We start from the raw sequence: 25447 nt of genomic DNA, 5'->3' as shown, positions 1-25447 counted from the left end.
CTTAAATTAATACTCGTTTTTTGCCAGTTAACAATTGCTGCATCAAGGCTTTCTTTTCTTGTTTTAAGTCAGCAAGCTGTTGTTGCAATGCATCGATTTCACGATCAGCATTCAGTAATACTGCTGCTATCTTTTTCTGCTCCTGATATTCGGGAACATAAAAGTACAGTCCTTCAAAAGCACTCTTGGAAAGCTCCAAGAACGTTGAGCCACTCGCTTTGCTAATTAGTTTATGCTTATAGAAATTTAAAAGGTAATACACAAACTCAATATTTGTATTCTCATTTGGAACGATGTTTTTAAAACCTTGGTTGGTGCTCATTTCATGACTTGCAATTGCCATTTCACCTATCGTTGCACGAGTACAAACAAGCAGTGTGCCCTTAGGGAGAAGTTTTGCAGAGCTGTTTTTAATACCGTCCATAGAGACTAGCCGAGCAGTTGACTCAATATAAATACTATCTTGCTTAGTAATATCGGTAGGTGTAACCCAATTAATATCACCATCCCAGTATTCAGGCTTTGCTGTACTCGGTGTTCCACCAGAGTAAATATCCCCTAATTCTGAAAGGCGTTTTTCTTCCCACTCACCCTCAAACGGTTTACCTGAATCATCAAGTAGGCGCTTTCGTTGGGTATGAGCGCCTGTGAGCAGTTGTTGCATGAGTGCTTTTTTCTGCTGTGTGCTATTGTCGATTAGGCGCTCAGTGGTGCTAATTGCTTTATCCCAAGTAGATAGGATTTTGGAGATTTTGCGTTGTTCAGGAAGAGGAGGCTTAACAATATTTAACTTTTTTAATTCAGTTGTGCTAATAAATGGTTGATCAGAGCCAATCGCTTTATGAGAAACAAACCTATAGATGGCTGTATCAAGTAGATAAAGATAAAAATCTTTTTCTAAGTCATTTGTTTTGAAATCGATACGACCAACTCTTTGATAAAGAATACTAGGTACATCACTCTTAGTTAATTTAACAAGCTTAAGCTTTCCTTGGGTAATTGGTCTATTTAAAGCAAGTAACAAGTCACCTTCTTTCAATAAAATATCTGAATAGTCTTCTCGATAGCTATCAGGTAAATAGCTAACATTGTTCCATTTTACATATCCGTGAGATACGTTATCTATTTTTATTAAAGGTGTACCTGAATCTGCGTATTCAGAGTGTTTAAAGCCAAAACCTGATTTTACATTAAAGAGATCACCAAATTTTTTTACTTCCCATCCATTAGGCACCATAACCCAACTCCTTTAAGTAGCCTTCCATCTCTACTTCGAGAGTTTGCAGCTCATTTTTAAGCTGAACACGCTCGGTGCGCACTGTTACTAAATCAATCTCTGCTTCTTCTTCAAAGGTATCAACGTAGCGTGGGATGTTGAGGTTAAAATCGTTTTCTTTGATTTCATCAAAACTGGCAAGGTATGCGTACTTGTCAACGCTTTCACGAGCCTTGTAGGTGTCGATGATCTTTTGAATGTTTTCGTCAGTTAATTGGTTTTGGTTTTTGCCTGATTTGAACTCACGACTGGCATCAATGAACAATACGTTGTTGTCGGTCTTGTGCTTTTTAAATATCAAAATAGCGGCTGGGATACCTGTGCCAAAGAACAGCTTTTCAGGTAGGCCAATAACGGTATCAAGCAAGTTTTCTTCAATCAGCTGCTTACGAATTTTACCTTCGCTAGATGCTCTAAATAACACACCATGTGGCACTACCACGCCCATGCGACCCGTTTCTGGTTTTAGGGTCTCAATCATATGACTGATAAACGCATAGTCACCTTTAGTTTTTGGCGGAATACCACGTCTAAAGCGCCCATAAGGGTCGTTGCTGGCATCATCATGTCCCCACTTATCAAGTGAAAATGGAGGGTTGGCTGTCACCACATCAAAGTGCAGTAAGCCGTTTCCGTCTTTTTCTTTTAGTAGTGGGTTACGTATGGTGTCGCCCCATTCAATACGGTGGTTATCTTCACCGTGAAGAAACATGTTCATTTTGGCGAGCGCCCAAGTTGAACCTATCGCTTCTTGTCCAAATAATGCGTATTTTTTAGAGCCAGAGTTTTTGCGCACCATTGCACCGCATTTTAAAAGCAGCGAGCCACTTCCTGTACATGGATCGCAGATTTGGTCGCCCTCAATTGGCTCTAAAACCGTTGCTAAAAGGGTTGAGACCTCTGGCGGGGTATAGTATTCACCAGCGGTAGCACCACTGCCAGCCGCAAAGTGTTTGATAAGGTATTCGTAGGCATTACCGATGATGTCTAAGCTACCCACACGCTCTGAGCTTAAATCTAAAATGTCTTTCCCAAAGTCTTCTAACAAGTGACGAAGTAAATCGTTCTTTTGTTTTTCTTGGCCTAAGCGGTCAGTGTTAAAACTGATGTCTTGGAATACGTTTTTAAGCTTACTGCCGTTGGCTTCTTCAATAGCGTGTAAGGCTTTATCGATTCGCTCACCGTTGCCTGCTTCATAACGCTTTTCATATAGATCCCAAAAACTTGCGCCTTCTGGCAGTACAAAGCGCTGTTTCGACATCATGGCGTGAATAAGCTCAGGGTTATCACCATACTGCGCAACTAATTTGTTGTATTCGTCTTTATAAACATCAGAGATGTACTTTAAAAACAGCATGGTGAGGATGAAGTCTTTATAAGTATCGGCACTGATCACACCACGGAAGGTGTCGCAGGCGTTCCACACCGCTTTGTTAATATCGTCCTGATTGATTTGATTTATAGTTGTTTCCATAGTCGTGACATACCTTAATTTAGTTAATTATAAACATCTTAATTCAGTAAATTTAATGCAATTGCTGCTTGTTCTTTATCTTTATTTTCAATCAGTTGAAGTAATGCTGAGCGCTCTTTAATAGCGCACTTATGCATATTTGCGATAAGTTGTTGGTCTTTAATATCTAGCAGCTTTAGCGGGGTGTTCTCTAGTACTTGCCTACGCACACTTAAATGCAACGACCCCTCAGCGGTGGTTCTGAAATAGCGCTGAGCTGGTAGCTGATTTAATTGCCAACAGATAAACTCAGGTTTCACTCGATTTTGATACTCAGGTTTTACTCGTATCAAAAAAAAGTGTGGGGAGCAGACTGTTTTTACTGGCAAGTCTTCAACTAAAGCAGAAAAATGCTTTACACCTTTAGCAACAAACAGCACATCACCGGAACGTAGCCAATTTGGCGCCTTTTTACCGGGAAGTATTACTTTAATCATTTCATCCTGAAAAACTTCTCCTGTAGCGCGTGTATCTCTAACTTGGATTACGTGCACATCCCCATTTTCATCAGAAGGAATAGTTCCTCTAAAGGGATAGCCAGCAAACACATCAGCAACCTCGCAAAGTATTGTAAACATTGGAGCTGATACCTTTTTATAAAATATATAAACCACTTATTTAGTTGCTAAAGCACGAATGTTTTAGCTTAGTTTTTAGATTTAAGCATATTCATACAAAAAAAGATAACTTATAACTAAAATTTTTTGCGATATACAAATGGTGCAATTCATGCGGTATGAATATGATGCATTATTTCCATTAATTTTGATTGACATTCAATTGTATCTTGTTATTTTTTATGCATCATTGAAATGGAGTGAGTTTGTGTTCGTTAAACCGAGAGTTGTACGCAGAAGTGTGAATGTAGGATGTCTCCCTTATTTTCTTAATGCTGATGGGGGTGGGTTACATACTGTAGCTTTTCATGAAGATCATATTGTGAAACGCTTCCCTAGAGTGTTATCGCTATTGCGAATTCAGGACGCTCTCGAAATCAATTTATTCCTAGAGCACAGATATAAAGGGCTTTTTATGCCGCCTAAACGTGGCGGTAAAAAGAACCCTCTTGGTGGCGTGTCGCTTACGACAGTGCAGTCATTAGCAAATTCGATGAGTTTGTTTTTGCAATGGGTTGAGAAGAATAACGTGGACTGGCATGAGGTTTATGCCGTAAGTGACAGTGATAAAGCGAAATATTGGCTTCCTGTGTACCGCTATCGCAAGCACCTTATAGAACAAGTTATAGCAAAGGATATAGACCGAGATACGGCAAACCTATACATCAACCATGTTAGGCAGTTTTACGAGTGGGCAAGAAAGCAACGCAGAATTGATAAAGTGCCATTCAAATATAAAACCAAAGTCATTAAGAAAAAGCGCAAAGATGGCGGTTTAGATTTGCTATTTACCGACTACGGGAGTGAGGAAAAAGGCTTTACCATTACCACGACTGATTTGCTGATCCCTAAAAAGTATAAGCAAAAGAAATCAGGCGATGAAGGTTTATCACCTTACAGCCAAGATGAATTGAATCTGCTCTATGCCAGCAAGGAACTGACAAAGCAAGGTGCTAAATTGCGAGTAGATTTAGCCGTGCAATGCGGCTTGCGTGCGGAAGAAATTGCCACTTTTACTGCCAGTCATGTTGTTGATCCTGCCTTGGATAATAAAGCAATTTATTACGTAACTATAATCGGCAAGTACGACAAAGAGCGCACGATAATGGTGTCAAAAGGCTTGATGACATCACTTTGGCAGTATCGTAACGGCAAAGAACACCAAGACAGATTAGCTAAGTGGCAGCTTGAACATGGTAACTGTGATGATGCACCGCTGTTTCTTAATCGCTCTGGTGATTTTATGTCTCGTAAATCTATCGGCAATGTGATCTCAAAAGTGCGTAAGGAATTAGTGCCATTCGGGAAAACACTAAAGCGTGATTTTCATGATTTACGTTCAACTTTTGCAACAAACCTTGCTGGTTTCCTAATCCATAAGAATCTGCCCATTGGCTTTGTGCAATACAAGTTGATGCAGTTGATGGGTCATGCGGATTTTTCAACAACTCAGAAGTACATCAATTTCGCTCGATCACTGACATTCGATAAGCAAATGGCGAGTTGGGTAGATAAATTGTTTGGTGAGTTTGTTGCTCCACTACAAGAAGATGCATTTCTTGCTGAGCAATCAGGAGGTGCAGATGCTTGATACCGTGCTTGATTTGTCACAGTTGGAAGAGCAGCTAGGCAGATGTGTAACTGACGAAAACTGTAAACGGATTAAATTACACATTAGCTTTCTAAAACGGCTTTTGCTGCGTTATTCAGTGTTGCGAAGCCATTGCCAAAGTTTAATACAAGATTTTAACTCGCTATTTCGAGACGACTATTGGCTCAAACTAGAGATACAGGCACAACATATCGAACCAGAAGATGATGTGTTATTCAGGCGTTGCTTATTTCATTTTGCAACCGCATTAACCAAGATCAATTCAAGACCTAGCACCGTTTTAGTTTTTGATAAAAATATTGATTTATTGCATTGGTATCGGAAAAGCTTTCGCTTAGGTAAAGAGCTTAACGATGCCATAGGTGCGTGGGATAAGCGGTCAACGCTTGCAAGAAGCACCACACTCTTTTACGCACAAATGGCGCAAAAATGTTTACAACTGTTGTGTGAAGCATCTCCTTCAGTCGCTGAGCAGCTTAATGAGTATGGTTTGCTATGGTTTAACTCAACCATGCACTTTAGACAGGTTTTTAACGAATACCCGATTAAAGATAAACACTGCGTACTTCAGCCGGCATTACTCTCGGTGCTTAGCGCATTTAAGCCAGATCATTTTCAAGTTATTCGGATCACTATTAATGATAAATGCATAGACGTTACTGATTTAAACGATATTGAGCCACTGTTGGTTGAACAGCTCCAAGCGCTTGCTAACTCAGATAAATTTAGGGGGAAGCTAGAGCATGATGTTGTGTCAATAACTAGGCGCTTTATTGCTGTTATGAGTAGCATTCGAATAGTCGCTGGCAAGAATAAGTGTGCTTTTGTTGATGAAGGGCTTGATAGCTTCAAGAAAGATGAATTTGCTTTACTTAAAGAAGCTAAGACATCACTAAGAAGAGATCAATTCACTGAGTTGCTTTTACTGCTAGAGCTGCACTTTGGGCATGAGATTCATCGCCATGATTACGTTGATCATTTGCTGCCTTTTTATTTTGAAAAAGAGAAGATGTTTAGACACATTAATTACTTTGAATTAGTGAAGCAGTGTCCTGAAATTGAGAGCGAGCTATTAGAAATCCATCAATCTGAAACCGAACTTTTGCCAGAGAAGAACTATGGCATGGTTACTTTACATGGTCGCTTCATCAGACTTAATCGAATTTTGGTGAAATTTGTATTACCTGATTATACAGAGCAACTTAAAAAGCATGGTTTTAAATGCCTTAGCTTAAACAAAAACCAAATACAAAAAAGTGTGTTTCAACGCATTCAGTCTGGTGTTAAAGGGCAAACCATAAGCTTAAGAACGGGAGCATCTTATTTTGAAATAATAAGATGGGTAATGGCAATTACAGGTCAGACCGTTGTTGAAGCTTTCAAACTGTCATTTAAACGGCATCAACGTCACGCCAGAAGAATGAAAATCGAAGATTTATACAATGATCAAGAATTGCGAGAACTGATTTTTTACATTGAAAAAGGGATCAAAGAAACGGATAACGTAAAGCAATTAATCGCATTGTACTTTGCTCGTATCCAAGTAAAAAGTTGTTGGAATACGTCACCTATGACGGACATAGAGCTCAATGATATCACGGAAGTTTCTCTGCCAACCGCTAAAAAAAGTATTACAGTGTTGATCCAAAAACCGAGAAAAGGTTATGACACCGACACCTATTCATTAGATGGGCGAACTGTAAATAGTGTGATGCGTGACATAGTTCATGTAAGAGATACTCTGACCAACAACTATCGCCACCTTGCAGATGGACATACACGGCAATATCTATTTATCTCCAAAGAAAAAACGAATGTAAGTCGTGTATTGGCAGGCAATATCATTGCTTATATCAAAACTATTTTAAAGCGACTTGGTTGCACAGTTGATTATGATTCGATGCGCATTCGCAAGAATGGTGCAAATCACCTTTACCGTGAAGTAGCAAAGCAAATGCGTGCTTATGAATCAGCAAAACTTCACACCTTCGACACGTTCATCAAGCACTACCAACGAGTGAGTGAAGAAAAAACACAACAAACTTTGCACACCGCAGTAGATGTGATGCAGCGTTATTTTACAGGTAGAGAAATTGACCCGGAAATTAAGGTGTTAATGGTTGATGACGGTAGCACTCAAAAAACGCCCTCAGGCGAGTGTGCATCGCAAGGTAACGATGCAGAAGCTTCACAATACGGTAAAGAACATCGGCACCTATCAGGCAGTAAGGAAAATGGATGGTGTAGTGACTTTTTGGCTTGTGTGTGGTGCAGGCACTTCAGAACAGTCGCTGATCCAGAGCATGTTTGGCAGTTGCTTAGCTATCGAGATTATGTGCTGGCAGATATGTCGGCCAGTATTTCTGATATTGAAAATAATGAATTTCAGCAAGAAGCGATTACGGCACTGCATCAGCGAGTTGATGACATATTAGAGCAAGTAGCAATTAAAAACCCGAAGGCAGTGACTAAGGGAAAAGAGCTGATGGCGGAAAAAGGAATGCATCCGTTTTGGGCATTTGCAGTAACGTCAGTAGAGAATGTGGGAGATATTTTATGACAGGAATTTCAACTGCTGTAGATGCCTGTTTAAAGATTGATGGACTTATCAACATCAACCCCTATAGTTCATCGATTGATGCCGAACTCACACCGTTGGTGCTTTGGCAATATATCCGCTCTAATAAAAAACAGATCACATTGTTCGGGGATAATTCTTGGTATTCGCAAGGCAACAATTTATCCGTAACCTTTAACGGTGTTGGGCCGAAGTATCAATACCAACTTAAGGCCCTAGCACTTGGTATGTATACGCAAGGCTCAGGACAAGGCATGGAGCCGCTTGCATGGACTACGATACGTAGTAATATTGCTAACCTTAAGCGCCTTGCTAAGTGGCTTGAACGTTATGGTATTGAGAGCTTTGGTGACTTAGACAAACTGCCAGAATTGCGTTTGCGCAATATCATATTGGACTGGGTGCAAGCGTCTGATGTAAAGAAGCATCCATCTTATGCACAGTCACTTCTATCAGCTATCTATTGGTTGAAGCTTTATTCAGTAGTTAAAAGCGAGCCGTTTTTTGATTTAATGAATGAATATTTTTTCCCATTTACATTATTAAAAAAAGAACGCAGAAACAAACATTCAGTCATTCCGATTCAAATAATGAAGCAAGTTCTCAAGGCAAGCGAAGAACATGTTAATACCGTTGAGAAGATCATCGATAAGTGGCAAAGCCTACAAACAAAACTCAATGACGGTGTTGAATACGCACCGAAAAAGTACCTTAAAAACTCGACATACGTTGATGGATTAAATGAGTCAGAATCTGCTGAATTAGACGAGTATTATGAGCTGATTAAAAATCTTCGCAGATATACCTTTGTGCTTGTGGTTAGTTATACAGGTATGCGTTATAGCGAAGCAATGACACTAACTGATGATTCAGCTATTGAGCGAAACGGTAAATACTTTATCAAGACGTTGTTGTCTAAAACAACAGATGAAACCCAAAGCTTAGAATGGGTCACGAATGAAGTCACCTACCGGGCGGTAAAACTGCTCACAAGAGTTTGTTCTGTTTACCGTGAGCGTGCAGCTTTGCTACTAAAGTATCACAGCGATTTATTGCCACGAAAGCGGAAGTTGAATTTAGAGTTTGGTTTGAGTAATCGAACTTTGTTTGGTGTGTCACCCCATAAAAAGTCCTGCGAGTTTTCATTAAATACTAAGTCCACTAAAAATAGCTTTAACAACATAAACAAAATGTTTTCGATTAGAGTTACTGAGCATGATATTGCCGATCTTGAGCGCATGGGGTGCAATTGCCAATCCGTCAGCTCAAATCATAAAAAGTTTAAGAAACCATACAAAGTAGGCGATTTCTTTAATTTTACCGCCCATCAATTTAGACATACCTTTGCTTGGTTTATGGTCGCAAATCGATTGGGTGATTTAGACGATATTAAGTATCAGTACAAACATTTAGAGAACATGATGTCGTTGGTTTACAGCCAACGAGGATATGAGTCTATGGAGGAGTTAATTGGACTAACTGAAAGCTTCTCTGAGTTTATGATCTCGCAAGCAATGGAAGATATGGTGAGCGCTGCACAAGACGGCACACTAGCAGGAAAAGGCGGACAAAAATTTATCGCCAAATTGACTGAGATTCTGGCAGATGATCTTACTACCGGAAGCACACCTCACTTCAAAAATATGGAAGAGTTGATCACGTTTGCTGCTAAACATACCAACAACTTTAGAGGCGTGTCACATGGTTACTGTACCAAGGGGGCAGAGTGTAAAGTTCGTAATGTAGCAGATCCAAGCCACTGTGTATGGTGCGATAGCTACATTGCAACACCTCGACATTTACCACACTGGCTGGTTGTTAAAAAGCGATGTGAATCGCAATTAGCAGCATTTGAAAAATTTCCGTCAGAGATAAAGCTGCGGTTAAAAGCATTTAGTACGGCATTAAACGACAACCTTGAAGCCGCCAATATCATCATTGACCAGTTAACGATAAAAGTGAAGGAAGCCTAATATGAGCGAATCAGTTGAGATCACAATGGCAGACAAAATTGATACGGCCTTGTCTGAAATGGCAGCAAATAATGAAAAAATCAACGTTAGCCAAGTTGCGAAACGATTAGGAATTTCAAATTCTGCAATCTACAAGTTTAACCCTGAAAAGATCCCAGATATTCAGACTGCGCAAAAGCGTCAGAAACACAAGGCTGAGTCTATTGCTGTTGGTACTGAAAATGAGCAGCTTAAGAAAGAAGTTGAATCGTTAAAAAAATCGAACGTTGATTATAAGGAGCTAGCTGACGATTTGAGAACGCAAAATGAGTCGTTGTGGGAGCATATTCAGCAGGTTTACAACATGTACGATGAAGTATTGGCAGAGCGTAATGGTTTTGCTGAACGGCTAAAACACGGACTCTAAATTTTCATAATTTAATTAACAACCATGAGGTATTTACTATGAGTAAAAACACAAAGAAAACATCCCAAAGCGTGGCATCTAAGGCAGCTAAAACATTAACCGATCCTAATGCCTCTAAGACAGCCAAAAAATTAGCTGGTTCTGCCTTGTCGCAAAAAGGAACTAGTAAGCAAACAGGTGCTGACATGGAAGACTTCGCATCAAAGGTACTACAAAGCGACAAATACAATAAAGATACAAAAGAACTTGCAGGATCAGTGTTATCACAATCCAATAAAAAGCGTTAGAAATAGTAACAAAACTGTATTTTCCCGCCTCAATTTACTCCTGTTTTTAGAGTAAATTCCTCAAAAACTGTTACCACTCTTTAAGTCAATAAATACGGGGTGGTAACAATTTTTCATTTGTCGAAAACGACATTATTTCGACACCTAGAGAAGTGGTTAAATTGATGGTTAATTTGCTTTTCGCTGGGGAAGAACAAATCCATAAAGCCGGTAAAGTAATTAAAATTTACGATCCAGCATGTGGTACTGGTGGCATATTATCTGAAGCAGAACGCACTATCCTCGAAGACCTCAATAGCGACGCTAACGTTGAGTTGTTTGGTCAAGAATACAATGCTGAGTCATATGCAATTTGTGGCTCTGATTTGATGATCAAAGGTGAAGATGTCAACAATGTTGTATACGGAAACACGTTAGGCACTGGGAAGTTTAAAGAAGGTTTTGCAGATGGTGATGGCCACCCTGATGAAAAGTTTCATTACATGGCTGCAAACCCTCCTTTTGGCGTGGAGTGGAAACCAGAGAAAGACAACGTAACAAAAGAGCACAATCAATTTGGTTTCAACGGAAGGTTTGGTCCTGGCTTACCACGCATTAATGATGGCGCATTGCTATTTTTGATGCACATGATGTCAAAAATGGAACGTCCACCAAAGTCATACAAGCTACCTGCACCAGGCGGTGTTGAAGGCGGCAGAGGCTCACGCATAGCCGTTATATTTAACGGTTCACCAATGTTTACAGGGGATGCCGGTGGCGGTGAGAGTAATATCAGACGCTACATTATTGAAAATGACATGCTAGAAGCCATTGTCGGCATGCCTGACCAAATGTTCTATAACACTGGTATTTATACCTATATCTGGATTGTAACTAACCGTAAAGAAGCTCGAAGAAAAGGTAAAGTTCAGCTAATCAATGCCACAGATTATGCGTGGAAGATGAAAAAAAGCTTGGGTGACAAGCGTAAGAAAATTGGCGAAGGTCCAGTAAATGGAGACGTAAACGAACCCGATCATATCTCTGAAATCACAAAGCTCTATGCCAACTTTGAAGATGGTGTAACCCGAACTTTAAATCAAATAGGAACTAACTTAGATAGCCCGAAAGATAAAAAGCGTGATAAAGATAGAGATATTTTTGTTTCAAAAATATTTAATAATCAAGACTTTGGCTATTTTAAAGTTACTGTAGAAAGACCACTAAGATTAAACTTTATTGTTAATGATGAGCGTATTGAACGAGTCAAAAACTCTGACTTTTTCTTAAACTTAGCTACTTCAGCTAAACGCAAAGATAAAGCAGCTATAGCTGATGAAATTGCTGCTGGAAAGGCTGACCAAGAAGAACTGCTAAGAATTTTAATTGAAGCCCAAAAACTATACGCAAATGGTGAGTTAGTAAAAGATAGAAAAGTTATTGAGAACCAACTTAAAAAACTGTTTGCTGGCTCAGAAATAAAATTCGATGCGGCAATGAAAAAGGCACTACTTTCTAATGGTGCGTTAGCAGAAAAAGACCCGACTGCTCAACCTTGTTTAGATTCTAAGGGGCAACCTGAGCCTGATTCTGATTTAAGAGATTACGAGAATATCCCATTTCCAGGTGGCATATTAATTAATGGCAAACGAGATGAAGTGAACCCATTAATTGATTTACCACTTCCGCTTGATTACGAAACCAAAAAGAACAAAGGCAAAGTAGACATTTCTAAACTATTGGAGCTAGCCAAAGATCATTGCGAAAAGTTTTTAGCAAAAGAGGTTCTGCCATATAGATATGATGCTTGGATAGACTACTCCAAAATAAAAGTAGGCTATGAAGTTTCATTCAGTCGCCACTTTTATACCTATGAAGAACCTGGAGACTTAGAGCTTCTTGAAAGAGAAATTAAGGCTTTAGAGCAAGACGTTATAGCTATGATAAACAAGGGATTGTAATGGAACAAATCAAATATGATGATAAGAAGGAGTCCGGGGTACACTGGCTTCCTACAATCCCTTCTCATTGGGATATGATAAAAATAAGTCATATGGCGATTTTGAAAAGTGGTGTAAATATTACAGCCGTAGAAATGGACCCTTCAGGTGACTATCTTGTGTACGGAGGAAATGGCACGCGTGGACGTTTTCATAGCTTTACTCATGATGGTGATTTTGTACTAATTGGCCGACAGGGGGCATTGTGTGGAAATATTAATTATGCCTCAGGAAAGTTCTGGGCTTCTGAACACGCGATTGTAGTAACCCCAGATCGTGAGGTTAACACATTCTGGTTAGGTGAAACGTTACGCGTAATGAACCTTGGAAATTTGTCTACAGCAGCCGCACAACCAGGAATATCTGTCGAAGTTATTAACCAGCAGAAATTACCTTACCCACCTCTCCAAGAACAAAATAAAATAGCTTCTTTTATTCAAAAAAAGTCGGCCAAAATTGATAATTTGATCAAGAAAAAGAAAGAAATTATAGGAATATTAAAGAAGCAACGTGAAGCATTAATATATCATTCAGTAACTAAAGGATTAGATTCAGAAGTTCGACTAAAAGAATCTGACACCCACTTTTTAGGTAAAATTCCCGCACATTGGGAAGTGAAACGATTGAAATTCATGTCCAGTATTAAAAATGGCACTGACTATAAGCATGTTGAAATTCAAGACTATGAAGATGGTCACCCAGTTTATGGTTCTGGAGGTGTATTTAGAAAGGCTAATAAATATCTTCATGATGGTCCATCGGTACTTTATGGACGTAAAGGAACTATTGATAAACCACTCTTGGTTTATGGAAAATTTTGGACAGTAGATACAATGTTCTATTCCGTTCCAGAAAAAAATGTCTCCCCTGAATATATGTACTACTTTTCATTGACCATCCAATATCGGTATCTATCTACACAGACAGCATTGCCAAGTATTACTCAGAGCGATTTAGAAAACTACTTTTGTTGCTGTCCTCCATATCATGAACAGTTAGCAATCAAAGATTATCTAGATACCAAAGTATCAGCAATTGATAAAGTGATAGCTCAACATGAGAACGCAATATCCAAGCTTATAGATTATCGCTCAGCTTCAATCATTGCGGCCATAACAGGACAGATTGATGTAAGAAAGGAAGATTGACCATATGGCAGTGGATGCAAATAAATATTTCAGGGGATTGAAGGCCTACTTAAACACCAATGCCTATGAAATAACTAAACGAGACGGTGGCCGTGTTGTTTTAGAAGAAAAAATCTTCCTTGCAGGTGGTGCAGAACGTAAGCAAAAAGTGCGTTTGGCATTTAGCGGTGAAATACTTGCGCTCAAACTGGATTTGAAAAATCAAAAAGGCAATACAGATCCCCTATTCCACTTTTTAGAGGACGATGCTAGGCCTTGGTCTAAACGATGTGACTTTGTTATTTTCCAGCTTTATCGCAATAAATTGTCGGTGTATTGTATTGAGTTTAAATCGGCTTCTTTACCTGAAAGCTTGGTTGACCAGCTTTCAGCGACAGAATCTTGGTGCAAAGCCGTTCAGGCAATTATCAGTTTATATACTAATGAAAAGAAGCGCCTTCATCTGAAAAAGTTTGTATTTTCAACAATGGATGATCCCAGTCGTTTTGTTGATGATGAAGGTTATATTATTAGAGATCATAGTATTCGCCATTACCACTACGATGAATTGAATGGTATGAAATTAGAAGAATTAGACAATCAATGCCCTGTGCTAGTTGGGTAAGGAAGTACGATGAAAAAACATACGGAAGCTCGATTTGAAGACGCAATAGAAGCCTGCCTACTAGAAAAACATTTCTACGAACAAGGCATTAGCAATGAGTTTGATACTGAAAAATCACTTGAACCACAACGAGTTGTTCGCTTTGTTCAAACTACACAACCAAAGGTATGGTCTGCGCTAGAAAAAATACATGGTGAAGGTACACCTAATTTAATCGTCGATACACTGGCCAAAGAGTTAAATACCCGAGGTACGCTAAAAGTTCTTCGACATGGTTTTAAGTGTTACGGCAAGAAAATTAAAATGGCGTTTTTTGCGCCAAATAACAACAAAAATGAAGAAACTTGGGCTTTATACAAAAACAATATTTTAAGTGTTACACGCCAGCTTTATTACTCTAACTTACACAGAAACTCATTGGATGTCGTTCTATTCCTCAACGGTGTGCCAATTGTCACTATGGAGCTTAAAAACGAGCTTTCAGGGCAGGACGTTGAACACGCTAAGCGACAATACAAGCATGATCGTGATCCTAAAGAGCTAATTTTCGAATTTAAAAAACGCACCTTGGTCCACTTCGCTGTTGATACCCAGCTTGTTTTTATGGCAACAAGGCTTAATGGTGATAAAACGTTCTTTTTACCCTTTAATAAAGGCTGTAACCACGGAGCTGGTAATCCTGAGAGCCAAAATGATTCTTATAAGACATCTTACCTGTGGGAGTAAACACTTAGCAAAGACAGCATATTAGATATTCTTGGTCGCTTTATGCATCTTCAAGTTGAGGAAAAGCGAGTTCTCACCGATAAAGGCATTAAGAAAGTCACTAAAGAAACCATGATTTTCCCCCGTTACCACCAATTGGATGCGGTTAGGAGCTTAATAAAACATGCTTACCAAGTTGGGCCAGGCCATAACTACCTAGTTGAACACTCGGCAGGTTCAGGTAAATCTAATTCAATTGCTTGGTTAGCACACCGTTTAAGTAGTTTACATAACGAAGAAGAGAATAGAATTTTTGATTCGGTTATTGTGGTTACTGATAGACGAGTTTTAGATCAGCAGTTACAAAACACCATATATCAATTTGAACATAAACAAGGTGTTGTTGAGAAAATAGATGAAGATACACGCCAGCTTGTAAATGCATTGGTTAATGGAACACCGATAATCATAACAACTTTACAGAAATTCCCTTTTGTTACAGAAACAATTGAAAAGCTGAATGAAGAAAACCAGCTAGATGGGGCGTTACAATTTAGTACTGCTGGTAAAAATTTTGCCGTAATTGTTGATGAAGCTCATAGCTCACAGACTGGCGAAACAGCTATGGAACTAAAAGGTGTTTTAAATAAAGACGGTATTGCACAAGAAGCGGCTATATACGCGGTAGAGCATGATGTAGATGACGAGGATATCGACAACTTTGAAGACGTTTGTCGAGAGATGATGAAACGCGGCAAACAGCCTAACATTAGTTTCTTTGCTTTCACTGCAACTCCGAAATACAAAACAAAACATGTCTTTAATGAACCTAGCCCAGTTACTGGAGAAGTACCCTTCCACAAGTATTCAATGAGGCAAGCAATAGAGGAGAAGTTCATCCTCGATGTTCTTAAAAATTACACGACATATACAGCATATTTCGGTATCGCTAAATCGTCCGAAAACGACCCTCATGTAGAGAGAAAAAAAGCAGCCAAAGCACTGGCCAGAAACTTAAATAGTCACCCGACCAACTTATACCAAAAAACTGAAGTGATGGTTGAACACTTCAGACAGCATGTAAGGCATAAAATTGGTGGCAGAGCAAAAGCAATGGTCGTAACAAGTTCTCGTTTACAAGCCGTCGAATACAAGAAAATGTTTGACCAATATATTCAAGAAAAAGGATATGACGATGTAAAGTCATTAGTCGCTTTTTCGGGCACAGTTAGTGATCCAAAAGTTCCAGGCAAAGAGTATACTGAAGTAGGTTTAAATGGGGGTATTAAAGAAAGCGAACTGCCAGAGCAATTTGATACCGACGACTATCAATTGCTGTTAGTAGCGGAAAAATATCAAACTGGCTTTGATCAACCTTTGCTTCACACAATGTATGTGGACAAGAAGTTGTCAGGTATACAAGCTGTTCAAACTCTTTCTCGCCTAAATAGAATGTGTGCAGGCAAAGAAGACACTTTTGTATTAGATTTCCAAAATAAAAGGGAAGATATTTTCAGAGCGTTTAAAGACTTCTATGAAGAGGTAAAAGCTGAAGAATTGACCGACCCTCAACACCTGTATCGTCTTCAAGATCAAATTAATGAGACTGGTATTATTTTTCAAGAAGAAGTAGCTCAATTCTGTGCTGTTTACTTCCAGCCAAGAAGGCAAGAAACGAAAACAGATCATGCGAAATTCAACAATATTCTTGATAAAGCCGTTGAGCGCTTTAAAGAATTAGATGAGGATGAGCAATCTGAGTTTAAAGGGTTACTAGTTGATTTTCGTAACATGTATGCCTTTATGTCACAGGTTATTCCTTACCAAGACTCAGACTTAGAGCAGTTATATACATACGCCCGCTTTCTTTTAACTAAACTTCCCAGAAAAGCAAGCGGTCCAGATTATCACGTTGAAGATGATGTTGAATTACAGTACTACCGATTACAAAAAATTAGCGAAGGTCAAATAAACCTCAATACTGGCGAAGCTAAGCCCCTTAAAGGCCCTTCAGATGTAGGAACAGGTCAACAAGGCGAAGATATGATTCGTTTGTCTGAACTTGTTGATTTGCTTAATGATCGTTTTGGAACTGATTTCACTCAAGCTGATCAATTGTTTTTCGACCAGATTCAGCAAGAAGCTGTAGAAAGTGAAAAATTACAGCTTGCTGCGCAAGCAAACAATATAGATGACTTCAGGTACGTATTTAATAAGGCTTTTAGCAGCCTTGTTATAGAACGAATGGATGGCAATGAAGAAATTTTTAATAAACTAATGGGAGACGCTGAATTCAGGGGGCTAGCCTCTGAACACCTCCTCCACAAAGTTTATAATTATTTGAAATCAAGTAAGTCCGAATCAAAAGAGCCATTACCTCTTCAGTTTGGGAATAAAAGTCTCTATCGTACGCATCAGATAATGTCACTGCACAATGTAACAAAGTTGGCGTCAATCACTATAACAACTGATATCCCATATATTGATGATGTTGTGGGATTAAGTGTTCTTGGCAATTACCAAGAATTGAAAGAAATTGGCGTATCAACACCAAAGCATTTAGAAGCATATTTTGAGTTAACAAGCGAACTTAAATCATGCTTCGATGATACTGATTTTAGCGATATTGAGGAATCTAATGGGGATTCTTCTCTCATTTGGTCGCTAAGTTCTGTCAGCGAAGGTAGCTCTATTTTTGAAATCGCAATAAGCCTTTATCAGCCAGCTTTGGAAGTTGGTAAAGTGGCTTTAGACATTGGCTCGACTGCTATCGGTGTGGCTGAAAAAGGTTTGACGATAGCTGGTGCAATTTCACTTTTACAGAAGCCTTATAAAGCAATGAAAGAAAGACTAAGCCGAAAAATGCTAGACGCAGAAATCGAAGAAGAAAATTTAGGGGATACTCCTCCTTCACTAGTAATTACTGAATTCAATTTTCAAGATGAGTTAAAGAATAGAGGTAAATGACTTCGTAAGAGAGTCGAATCCAATTTGAAATTGTTATAAGGATCGTAATGACACTAGTAGTAGCTGGTTATAAACAAAATAAATTCACATGGGGCAAAAAAAATACATTTATTCCTGATAGACGTTCCGGAATTTTTATGGTTGCTGACAGTATTATTAGTACTGTAACTGCCACTGGAAGAAAACCTCTGGTATCTGAATTTAGGAAAATTGTGGAAGTTCCGATTCATGTTTGGGAACCGCACTTTATCGGTGAAAACTTTCACGACTACATTAAAGTATTCACCACATATAAATGTTTAATTGCATTTGCAGGAAGCACCCTTACAGCTCAGCACATTATCAATAACATTACTGGGCATTTGGGGAAATTGAGAATTGATTATGAATCTGGTAATGAATTTAAATGTATTGTTAGAAAAAACTGTGACGCAAATAACTTGATATCAAATGGAAGATCCAGCGTTTATGATGACGATATCTTTATCCCTGAGCGAGACTATCAAAACTTGCTAACTGCCGAGTTTGTTTCAGATGTTGTAGAGCATTCCATAAATAAAGCACTTGAATCCAAAATGAAACATGTAATAGACCAACAAGCTTTAGATGCAATGCGAACGGAAATTATGCTTGGTCTTACTTGCCCTGTACAAAGGGTGGATCATCTTTACAAATACTCATTTAGAACTAGAAATTTATTGGAAGGTGGAATTGAAGCCTTCTGCCAAAAAGAGCTAATTCAAGCAAACGATATTGGTGTTTTGGGGATGGTTAATACCTACGGGGCTCAAGCTAATGCGGTCGCTCAAAATGCGATTAATACCGGTAATACATTGAAAGAAGACATTACAGACTATGTAGTTCAGTCTGTTAGAAACGATTCTACCTATGAGATAGGGCTTCCAGTCGCAATTAAAACAATTGATGGCAATATGGTGACTTTTGCTACTGTCAAAGAGTAACGAACAACTGAAGAAATTATAATGTTGAACGTTGGGCTCGTAAGCTCCAAACAGTTAAAAAAAGCGAACCATCTCTGCTTCGCTTTTTTATTTTACTTACCTCAAAATCCAACTATCGGTTGCAAACTTTATTTGAGTTGCAAACTTAATTCCGATAGTTGCATTCTTTATTCGAGCTCGACAATCAAACCTTAGTCACGGTATGTCTCAACCGCTGGGCATGAACAAACTAGGTTACGGTCGCCGTATACGTCATCGATACGGGTTACTGTAGGCCAGAATTTGTCTTTTGCTACGCTTGGTACTGGGAATGCTGCGTAGAAACGGTCGTATGCACGATCCCACTCATTGCCTAGTACGTCTGCTTGTGTGTGCGGTGCAAACACTAGCGGGTTGTTTTCAATTGACCATTCGCCAGATGCGATACGGTCGATTTCTGACTTGATTGACACCATTGCTTCGATGAAACGGTCGATCTCAACTTTAGACTCAGACTCAGTTGGCTCAATCATTAGTGTGCCAGCTACTGGGAATGACATAGTTGGTGAATGGAAGCCGTAGTCTTGTAGACGTTTAGCTACGTCCATTTCTGTTACGCCTGTTTGCTCTTTGATTGGGCGTAGGTCAACAATACACTCGTGCGCAACGCGGTTGTTACGGCCACGGTATAAAATTGGGTAGTGCTCGCTTAGCTTCTCAGATAAGTAGTTAGCGTTCACGATAGCCATTTCTGTTGCTTGTTTTAAGCCTTCAGAGCCCATCATAGCAATGTATGCCCACGAGATTGGTAAAATAGCTGCTGAGCCGTAAGGAGCAGCAGAAACCGCACCGTTACCGATGTTTGTGCCAGCAACATTAATTACGCTGTGGTTAGGCATAAATGGCGCTAGGTGAGATTTAACACCGATAGGGCCAACACCTGGACCACCACCACCGTGTGGAATACAGAATGTTTTGTGTAGGTTAAGGTGCGATACGTCAGAACCGATTGAACCTGGGCTTGTAACTCCAACTTGCGCGTTCATGTTTGCGCCGTCCATGTACACTTGACCGCCGTGCTGGTGCACGATGTCACAGATTTCACGAATTGTTTCTTCGTAAACACCGTGTGTAGATGGGTAAGTGATCATGATACAAGATAGGTTTTCAGATACCTCTTCGGCTTTCGCTTTAAGGTCTGCCATATCAACGTTACCGTTTTTATCACAGTCAACAACCACGATTTTCATGCTTGCCATTTGTGCAGACGCTGGGTTTGTACCGTGCGCTGAACTTGGGATCAAACATACGTTACGGTGACCTTCACCGCGTGACTCATGGTATTTACGAATCGCGATTAAGCCTGCGTATTCACCTTGTGCACCTGAGTTAGGTTGTAGTGAAACTGCATCGTAACCTGTGATGTTTACTAACCAATCATGTAACTCAGTCATCATGATTTGGTAACCCGCTGCCTGATCAAGTGGGCAGAATGGGTGTAAGTTTGCAAACTCAGGCCAAGTGATTGGGATCATCTCAGCTGTCGCATTAAGTTTCATCGTACATGAACCTAATGAGATCATTGAGTGGTTAAGCGCTAAGTCTTTGTTCTCTAGGCGCTTGATGTAACGCAACATTTCAGTCTCGCTGTGGTACGAGTTGAAGTTAGGGTGCGTTAAAATTTCGTCATCGCGTACTAGGCTTGCAGGAATTGAGTTGCTGCCATTTACTTCGATTTCGTTTGCTAATGCATCAACGCTTAGGCCGTGATCTTCACCTAAGATGATGTCGAATAACTCAGCTACGTCTGCACGCGTTGTTGTTTCTGATACAGAAATTGAGTATTCACCTGCGCGGTTAGACGCAAAGTTAACGCCGTGTGCTACTGCACGTGCAACGATTTCGTCTTTGTTATCTGCAACAACAGTCAGTGTATCGAACCATGTGTCGTGCTTAAGGTTTACACCTTTCGCTTTTAAGCCTGCCGCTAAGATATCTGCAAAACGGTGGATACGCTCAGCGATAGTTTTAAGGCCCTGTGGACCGTGGTAAACCGCGTAGAACGCTGCCATGTTCGCTAGTAATACTTGCGCTGTACAGATGTTTGAGTTGGCTTTTTCACGACGAATATGTTGTTCACGTGTTTGCATTGCCATACGTAGTGCGTCGTTACCTAAACGGTCTTTAGAAACACCGATAATACGACCTGGTAGTGAACGCTTATACTTGTCGCGTGTTGCGAAGAATGCAGCGTGTGGACCACCGTAACCCATAGGTACACCAAAACGCTGTGCTGAACCAAGTACTACGTCTGCACCTAGTTTACCTGGTGCTTTAAGCATTAATAAGCTCATGATGTCTGCAGCAACACAGGCAATCGCTTTTTTGTCTTGTACTTGTGCGATTAGGTCAGTTACGTCAGTGATTTCACCGGTTGTTGATGGGTATTGGAATAATGCACCAAAAATCTCATGATTAGCCGCTTCGCTTGCAGGACCAACTACTACTTCAAAACCAAACTGGTCTGCACGTGTAGCAACAACGTCGATTGTTTGTGTGTGTACGTCATCAGCAATAAAGAAGATGTTTGCTTTTTTAGCTTTAGCAACACGCTTTGCAAGGCCCATTGCTTCTGCCGCAGCCGTTGACTCGTCAAGTAATGACGCGCTTGCTAGGTCAAGACCTGTTAGGTCTAGGGTCATAGTCTGGAAGTTTAATAATGATTCTAAACGACCTTGTGCAATCTCTGGTTGGTATGGTGTATACGCAGTGTACCAGCCTGGATTCTCAAGTACGTTACGTAAAATTACGTGTGGTACGTGAGTTGGGTGGTAGCCTTGACCGATGTATGATTTGAACACTTTATTTTTGCTTGCTACTGATTTTAAGTAGCTTAGTGTTTCAACTTCAGTGCGGCTTTCGCCAATTGATAAACCTTGCTCTAAGCGAATGCTTGCAGGTACCGTTTGACCGATCAGCTCTTCAACACTCGATACTCCAAGAGCGCTTAGCATGTCGCTTACTTGCGCTGGGCTTGGCCCAATGTGACGGCGAATAAAATCTTGCTTTTGCTCTAATTGTTCAAGAGATTTGGCGTTTGACATTTGTCCAGATTCCTATGATCCAAAAAAAAGTGGTTACTGCCAATGGGTAACTGGCAATAACTTAAAAACAGGTTGATTCAGTAACTTACAGCGTATGGAAAAGTAAGCTATAAAATCATAAAAGCCCCTGTGAAACCCAAGCAGCGCATTTAATTAGCTGGGGATCTAGACGGGGCTTTTAGTCGGCGTGACTAATTAATTAGTCTTCGTCGATTGTGTTAGCGTAGCCTTCAGCGTCTAACAGGTTATCAAGCTCTGATGTGTCAGATGCTTTGATACGGAATAACCAACCGTCAGTGTACGGGTCGTTATTTACTGTTTCAGGCGAATCTTCAAGCTCTTCGTTGATTGCAACGATTTCACCGCCGATTGGTGCGTAGATGTCTGATGCTGCTTTTACAGACTCAGCTACTGCGCAGTCTTCACCCGCGTCAACTTCATCACCAACTTCTGGTAATTCAACGAATACCATGTCGCCAAGAAGTTCTTGTGCGTGCTCAGTGATACCTACAGTAAACGTACCGTCACCTTCGTCGCGAACCCACTCGTGTGAAGTAGCATATTTTAATTCGCTTGGGATATTGCTCATCTTTTTGTTCCTTTGGTTTATATTGGGTGATAACACCAAATTTTTTATAGTTTAGATAACTGATTTGCCGTTACGTACAAAGCAAGGTTTAACAACCTTAACGTTAACCAGTTTTTTACGCATCTCTACTTGGGCTGTTTCGCCAGTTGAACGCGGAACGCGTGCTAGCGCAACACTGTGACCAAGGGTTGGTGAGAATGTACCAGAGGTAATCACCCCTTCACCACCTTCTACGATGACTTTTAAACCGCTACGCAATACGCCTTTTTCTTCAAGCACTAAACCAACTAGTTTGTCTGTGCTCTTGTCAGCGCGTTGCTGTTCTAATACTTCACGACCGATAAACTTACGATCTTCTGGCTCCCATGCGATTGTCCACGCCATGTTTGCAGCAAGTGGAGAAACACTTTCGTCCATATCTAGGCCGTAAAGGTTCATACCCGCTTCAAGACGTAACGTATCACGCGCACCTAGACCCGCTGGCGCTACGCCTGCGTCTAGAAGTTGTTGCCATAAATCAGCAGCTTGATCGTTAGGTACTACGATTTCATAACCATCTTCGCCAGTATAGCCTGTTGTCGCAATAAATAAATCACCTGCTTGCACACCAAAGAAAGGCTTCATACCTTCAACAGCAGCTTGTTGCTCTGCGTTAAGTACTGTTGCTGTTTTAGCACGTGCATTAGGGCCTTGAACGGCAATCATTGCAAACTCTGGACGCTCAGTAACCGTTACGGCGAAATCAGCCGAAACTTTAGCTAAATGCGCTAAATCTTTTTCACGTGTTGCTGAGTTAACTACTAAACGGTAGTTCGTTTCTGAGAAGAAGTAGATGATTAGGTCGTCGATTACGCCGCCTTCTTCGTTAAGCATACCTGTGTAAAGTGCTTTACCCGGTACAGTTAACTTAGCAACGTCGTTTGCAACTAGCTTACGTAAGAACGCTTGCGCTTGCTCGCCTTGAATATCGACAATAGTCATGTGAGATACGTCAAACATACCTGCATCTGTGCGAACCGCATTATGCTCTTCGATTTGTGAGCCGTAGTTGATTGGCATTTCCCAGCCGTGGAAATCAACCATTTTTGCGCCAGCTTCAAGGTGCTTAGCATGTAAAACTGTTTTAGAAGTCATAATATTCCTTCACTTTTAAATTAACCCACAAGTTGTGGGGCGTGGCCTCAATTTAATGAGGGGGAATAACATGGGCGGCGATTATACATTAGTTGCACAGTTGTCACACCCAAATTGCGATTTTGTAACTAAAAAACAGCTAAACACCCAAGTGCGTAGCTGTTTTAAAAATTTTATGTTTTAAGCAACGTTGGCTAAGGCTAAATCAAAGCCGAGCTGCTGTAAGTGCGTTTGCCATTTATCAAGCTCTGCTTGGCGCGCCACCAGCTGAAATTGCTGTGTTGCTTGGTTATCTATGGCGGTAATAAATACCTCACCGCTTTGTGCACCATAACAACTGTGCATGTCTGATAAACGCAGCCCCGGCGTTAGCTTAAAGCTGTCAACCAAAGCATCAAACGCTTGCTCACCACTTAGGGTTAGTGCGCTTAAATCGTCACGCATTACATAATCAATGTCGTAACGTAGTTGTTGCTCACTAATAAGCGACTGTAATTGCACGCTGGCATCTTTACCTAGCACAAAACGAAATGCAGTTTCGTTAAAGTAATACAGGGCATAAGCGTAGCTGCTTGTTAGGTCATCGTCTAATGAACTACGTAAGCCTAAACCGCAGGCGGTTAGCTTATTAATATCAAGACCTAAAATAGCCGTTAAAAATGGGATTGCTTCAGTGCCACTAAAATCCATAATGGCAGTATCGCTATTAGCTTGTAGCACGTTGTCTACTGGGGTCTCAGCTTGGCTGTGGCGAGCAAACATTATTGGCGTAAAAGTCATATGTGACACCTATCAATCATTAATGGCTGAAGTATATTGCGCCGTGCTAGCAACAACAAATTGTAATTATTTATCAATTGATAAATAATGCTTATATATACAGCCCTATAAATAGAATTTTTTAATGAAAAACATTTCTACCGATAGTTTACGTACTTTAGTCACTGTTGTTGAAGTTGGCGGGTTTGCCAAAGCGGGTGAATTATTAGGGCTATCGCAACCGGCTGTGAGCTTACAAATAAAGCGCCTTGAAGACATGCTGGGCCATAAGCTGTTTAAAAAGCAAGGTCAGCGCCAAGTGCTTAATCAATATGGCGAACTGCTCATGCCATTAGCAAAGCAAATGCTGCAACAAAACGATGCCATTTTGCAGCAGTTCACCAGCGAAAACGTGACCGGTAAAGTGCGTTTGGGGATCCCCAGTGAATTTGCTGCACGTATTCTACCTTCGATCATAGGTGACTTTGTGGCCCTCTACCCTGACGTATCGCTCGAAGTGCGTTCTCGTTTGAGTAAGCATTTATTGTCGGTCTCGCGCCAAGATCAATTCGATTTAGTACTGGCATTAAACGAAGAGCTAGAATCTGCCAAGTTCCCTATTTTTATGCAAGACCAACTAGTATGGGTGGGCGATTTAAACCTTGCACAGAACGATGTGGTAACGCTTGTAACCGCCCCCGAGGGATGTATTTATCGCCGCCGCGCAATCGAGGCGCTACAAAGTGCGGGTATTAAATACCGCATTGCCTACAGTAATGCCGACTTAACTGGCCTAACTGCGGCGTTAAAAGAAGGCTTAGGCATTACGGTACTCGCAAAAAGCACCGTACCGAATGAGCTTAACTACCAAATACAAACCAAAGACCTCCCTGAGCTTGGTCAAATCGGTATTAGCTTAATTAAACGCACCGACGACCCCGGCACCGCCGTAGATAAACTCGCTGAGTTCATCGCCCTACGTTTGACGTAGGTGCGAGTTGCAAGATTGTAGCCGCGATTTTATATCGCGTAGTAAATAAAATATGTAGTCGTTCTGCTTACATGACACGTTTTAAATAGATCATCGCGCGAAATAAATTTCACGCCTACAGTGCTAGGTGCTAGGTGCTAGTACCCTTTCACATATATTTTGATCAGTTGCCCTTACTTAAATTCAGGTAACTGATCTTTTCCAATCAATAATTCAATACTCCTGCTTTTTCCAGTAACTGATGTTATAAATTTCTTCTTCTTA

General features: G+C 40.4%; 19 protein-coding genes. 12 read left to right on the top strand and 7 right to left on the bottom strand.

Going from position 1 to position 25447, the window contains the following annotated elements; translation table 11 throughout:
• Position 1: 1 nt before the first annotated feature.
• The 3 genes from L1266_RS19005 to L1266_RS18995 are packed head-to-tail and all read right to left on the bottom strand — an operon-like array spanning position 2 to position 3403.
• Positions 2 to 1237 (bottom strand): restriction endonuclease subunit S, encoded by a 1236-nt coding sequence (locus L1266_RS19005; protein ID WP_235378136.1) that lies wholly within the window; start codon positions 1235 to 1237, stop codon positions 2 to 4.
• Positions 1227 to 2750 carry a type I restriction-modification system subunit M gene (locus L1266_RS19000; protein WP_235378135.1) on the bottom strand — a complete coding sequence of 508 codons (1524 nt, stop codon included), beginning with the start codon at positions 2748 to 2750 and terminating at the stop codon, positions 1227 to 1229. The genes L1266_RS19005 and L1266_RS19000 overlap by 11 nt, the downstream gene beginning before the upstream one ends.
• A gap of 38 nt (positions 2751 to 2788) precedes the next feature.
• Positions 2789 to 3403 (bottom strand): restriction endonuclease subunit S, encoded by a 615-nt coding sequence (locus tag L1266_RS18995; RefSeq protein ID WP_235373615.1) that lies wholly within the window; start codon positions 3401 to 3403, stop codon positions 2789 to 2791.
• Between the two features lie 418 nt (positions 3404 to 3821).
• On the opposite strand from L1266_RS18995, the gene L1266_RS18990 reads away from it, so the two are divergent.
• The 11 genes from L1266_RS18990 to L1266_RS18940 all read left to right on the top strand — a co-directional run bounded on the left by L1266_RS18990 (position 3822) and on the right by L1266_RS18940 (position 18627).
• Positions 3822 to 4997, top strand: a complete 1176-nt coding sequence (locus L1266_RS18990; RefSeq protein ID WP_235378134.1) for a tyrosine-type recombinase/integrase — start codon at positions 3822 to 3824, stop codon at positions 4995 to 4997.
• Positions 4990 to 7578 carry a hypothetical protein gene (locus L1266_RS18985; protein ID WP_235378133.1) on the top strand — a complete coding sequence of 863 codons (2589 nt, stop codon included), beginning with the start codon at positions 4990 to 4992 and terminating at the stop codon, positions 7576 to 7578. Before L1266_RS18990 ends, L1266_RS18985 begins: the two co-directional genes overlap by 8 nt.
• Positions 7575 to 9569, top strand: a complete 1995-nt coding sequence (locus L1266_RS18980; RefSeq protein ID WP_235373612.1) for a hypothetical protein — start codon at positions 7575 to 7577, stop codon at positions 9567 to 9569. The genes L1266_RS18985 and L1266_RS18980 overlap by 4 nt, the downstream gene beginning before the upstream one ends.
• Position 9570: 1 nt before the next feature.
• Entirely contained in the window at positions 9571 to 9975 is a 405-nt protein-coding gene (locus L1266_RS18975; RefSeq protein ID WP_235373611.1) for a DUF6262 family protein, read from the top strand.
• Positions 9976 to 10013: 38 nt separating this feature from the next.
• The gene (locus L1266_RS18970) at positions 10014 to 10262 is read left to right on the top strand and encodes a hypothetical protein (protein ID WP_184426194.1); all 249 of its coding nucleotides are present in this window, start codon (positions 10014 to 10016) and stop codon (positions 10260 to 10262) included.
• A 152-nt stretch (positions 10263 to 10414) separates the two neighbouring features.
• Complete coding sequence (locus L1266_RS18965; protein WP_328260756.1) at positions 10415 to 12202, top strand: HsdM family class I SAM-dependent methyltransferase; 1788 nt, start codon at positions 10415 to 10417, stop codon at positions 12200 to 12202.
• Entirely contained in the window at positions 12202 to 13389 is a 1188-nt protein-coding gene (locus tag L1266_RS18960) for a restriction endonuclease subunit S (RefSeq protein ID WP_235378131.1), read from the top strand. Before L1266_RS18965 ends, L1266_RS18960 begins: the two co-directional genes overlap by 1 nt.
• A 4-nt stretch (positions 13390 to 13393) precedes the next feature.
• Complete coding sequence (locus tag L1266_RS18955; RefSeq protein WP_235378130.1) at positions 13394 to 13993, top strand: hypothetical protein; 600 nt, start codon at positions 13394 to 13396, stop codon at positions 13991 to 13993.
• Between the two features lie 9 nt (positions 13994 to 14002).
• On the top strand, positions 14003 to 14719 hold the full coding sequence (locus L1266_RS18950; RefSeq protein ID WP_235378129.1) for a type I restriction endonuclease: 717 nt from the start codon (positions 14003 to 14005) through the stop codon (positions 14717 to 14719).
• Between the two features lie 42 nt (positions 14720 to 14761).
• Positions 14762 to 17665 (top strand): type I restriction endonuclease subunit R, encoded by a 2904-nt coding sequence (locus L1266_RS18945; RefSeq protein ID WP_235378128.1) that lies wholly within the window; start codon positions 14762 to 14764, stop codon positions 17663 to 17665.
• 47 nt (positions 17666 to 17712) lie between these two features.
• Positions 17713 to 18627, top strand: coding sequence for a hypothetical protein (locus L1266_RS18940; RefSeq protein ID WP_235378127.1), 915 nt, complete (start codon positions 17713 to 17715; stop codon positions 18625 to 18627).
• 191 nt (positions 18628 to 18818) lie between these two features.
• Here L1266_RS18940 and gcvP read toward each other — a convergent pair whose 3' ends face one another.
• The 4 genes from gcvP to L1266_RS18920 all read right to left on the bottom strand — a co-directional run bounded on the left by gcvP (position 18819) and on the right by L1266_RS18920 (position 24213).
• On the bottom strand, positions 18819 to 21710 hold the full coding sequence (gene gcvP, locus L1266_RS18935) for an aminomethyl-transferring glycine dehydrogenase (RefSeq protein ID WP_235378126.1): 2892 nt from the start codon (positions 21708 to 21710) through the stop codon (positions 18819 to 18821).
• Between the two features lie 199 nt (positions 21711 to 21909).
• The gene (gene gcvH / locus L1266_RS18930) at positions 21910 to 22299 is read right to left on the bottom strand and encodes a glycine cleavage system protein GcvH (protein WP_054551324.1); all 390 of its coding nucleotides are present in this window, start codon (positions 22297 to 22299) and stop codon (positions 21910 to 21912) included.
• Between the two features lie 51 nt (positions 22300 to 22350).
• Entirely contained in the window at positions 22351 to 23433 is a 1083-nt protein-coding gene (gcvT, locus tag L1266_RS18925) for a glycine cleavage system aminomethyltransferase GcvT (protein WP_054560755.1), read from the bottom strand.
• Between the two features lie 180 nt (positions 23434 to 23613).
• Entirely contained in the window at positions 23614 to 24213 is a 600-nt protein-coding gene (locus L1266_RS18920) for a hypothetical protein (RefSeq protein ID WP_235378125.1), read from the bottom strand.
• Positions 24214 to 24337: 124 nt separating this feature from the next.
• Between L1266_RS18920 and L1266_RS18915 the strand changes: the two genes are divergently transcribed.
• Positions 24338 to 25183 (top strand): LysR family transcriptional regulator, encoded by an 846-nt coding sequence (locus L1266_RS18915; RefSeq protein WP_054551321.1) that lies wholly within the window; start codon positions 24338 to 24340, stop codon positions 25181 to 25183.
• Positions 25184 to 25447 lie beyond the last annotated feature (264 nt).

The organism is Pseudoalteromonas sp. Cn5-37 (genome assembly GCF_021532495.1).
Classification (GTDB): Bacteria; Pseudomonadota; Gammaproteobacteria; order Enterobacterales; family Alteromonadaceae; genus Pseudoalteromonas; species Pseudoalteromonas simplex.
The sequence above is the reverse complement of the archived record's forward strand: the minus strand, read 5'-3'. Positions and strand labels throughout refer to the sequence as shown.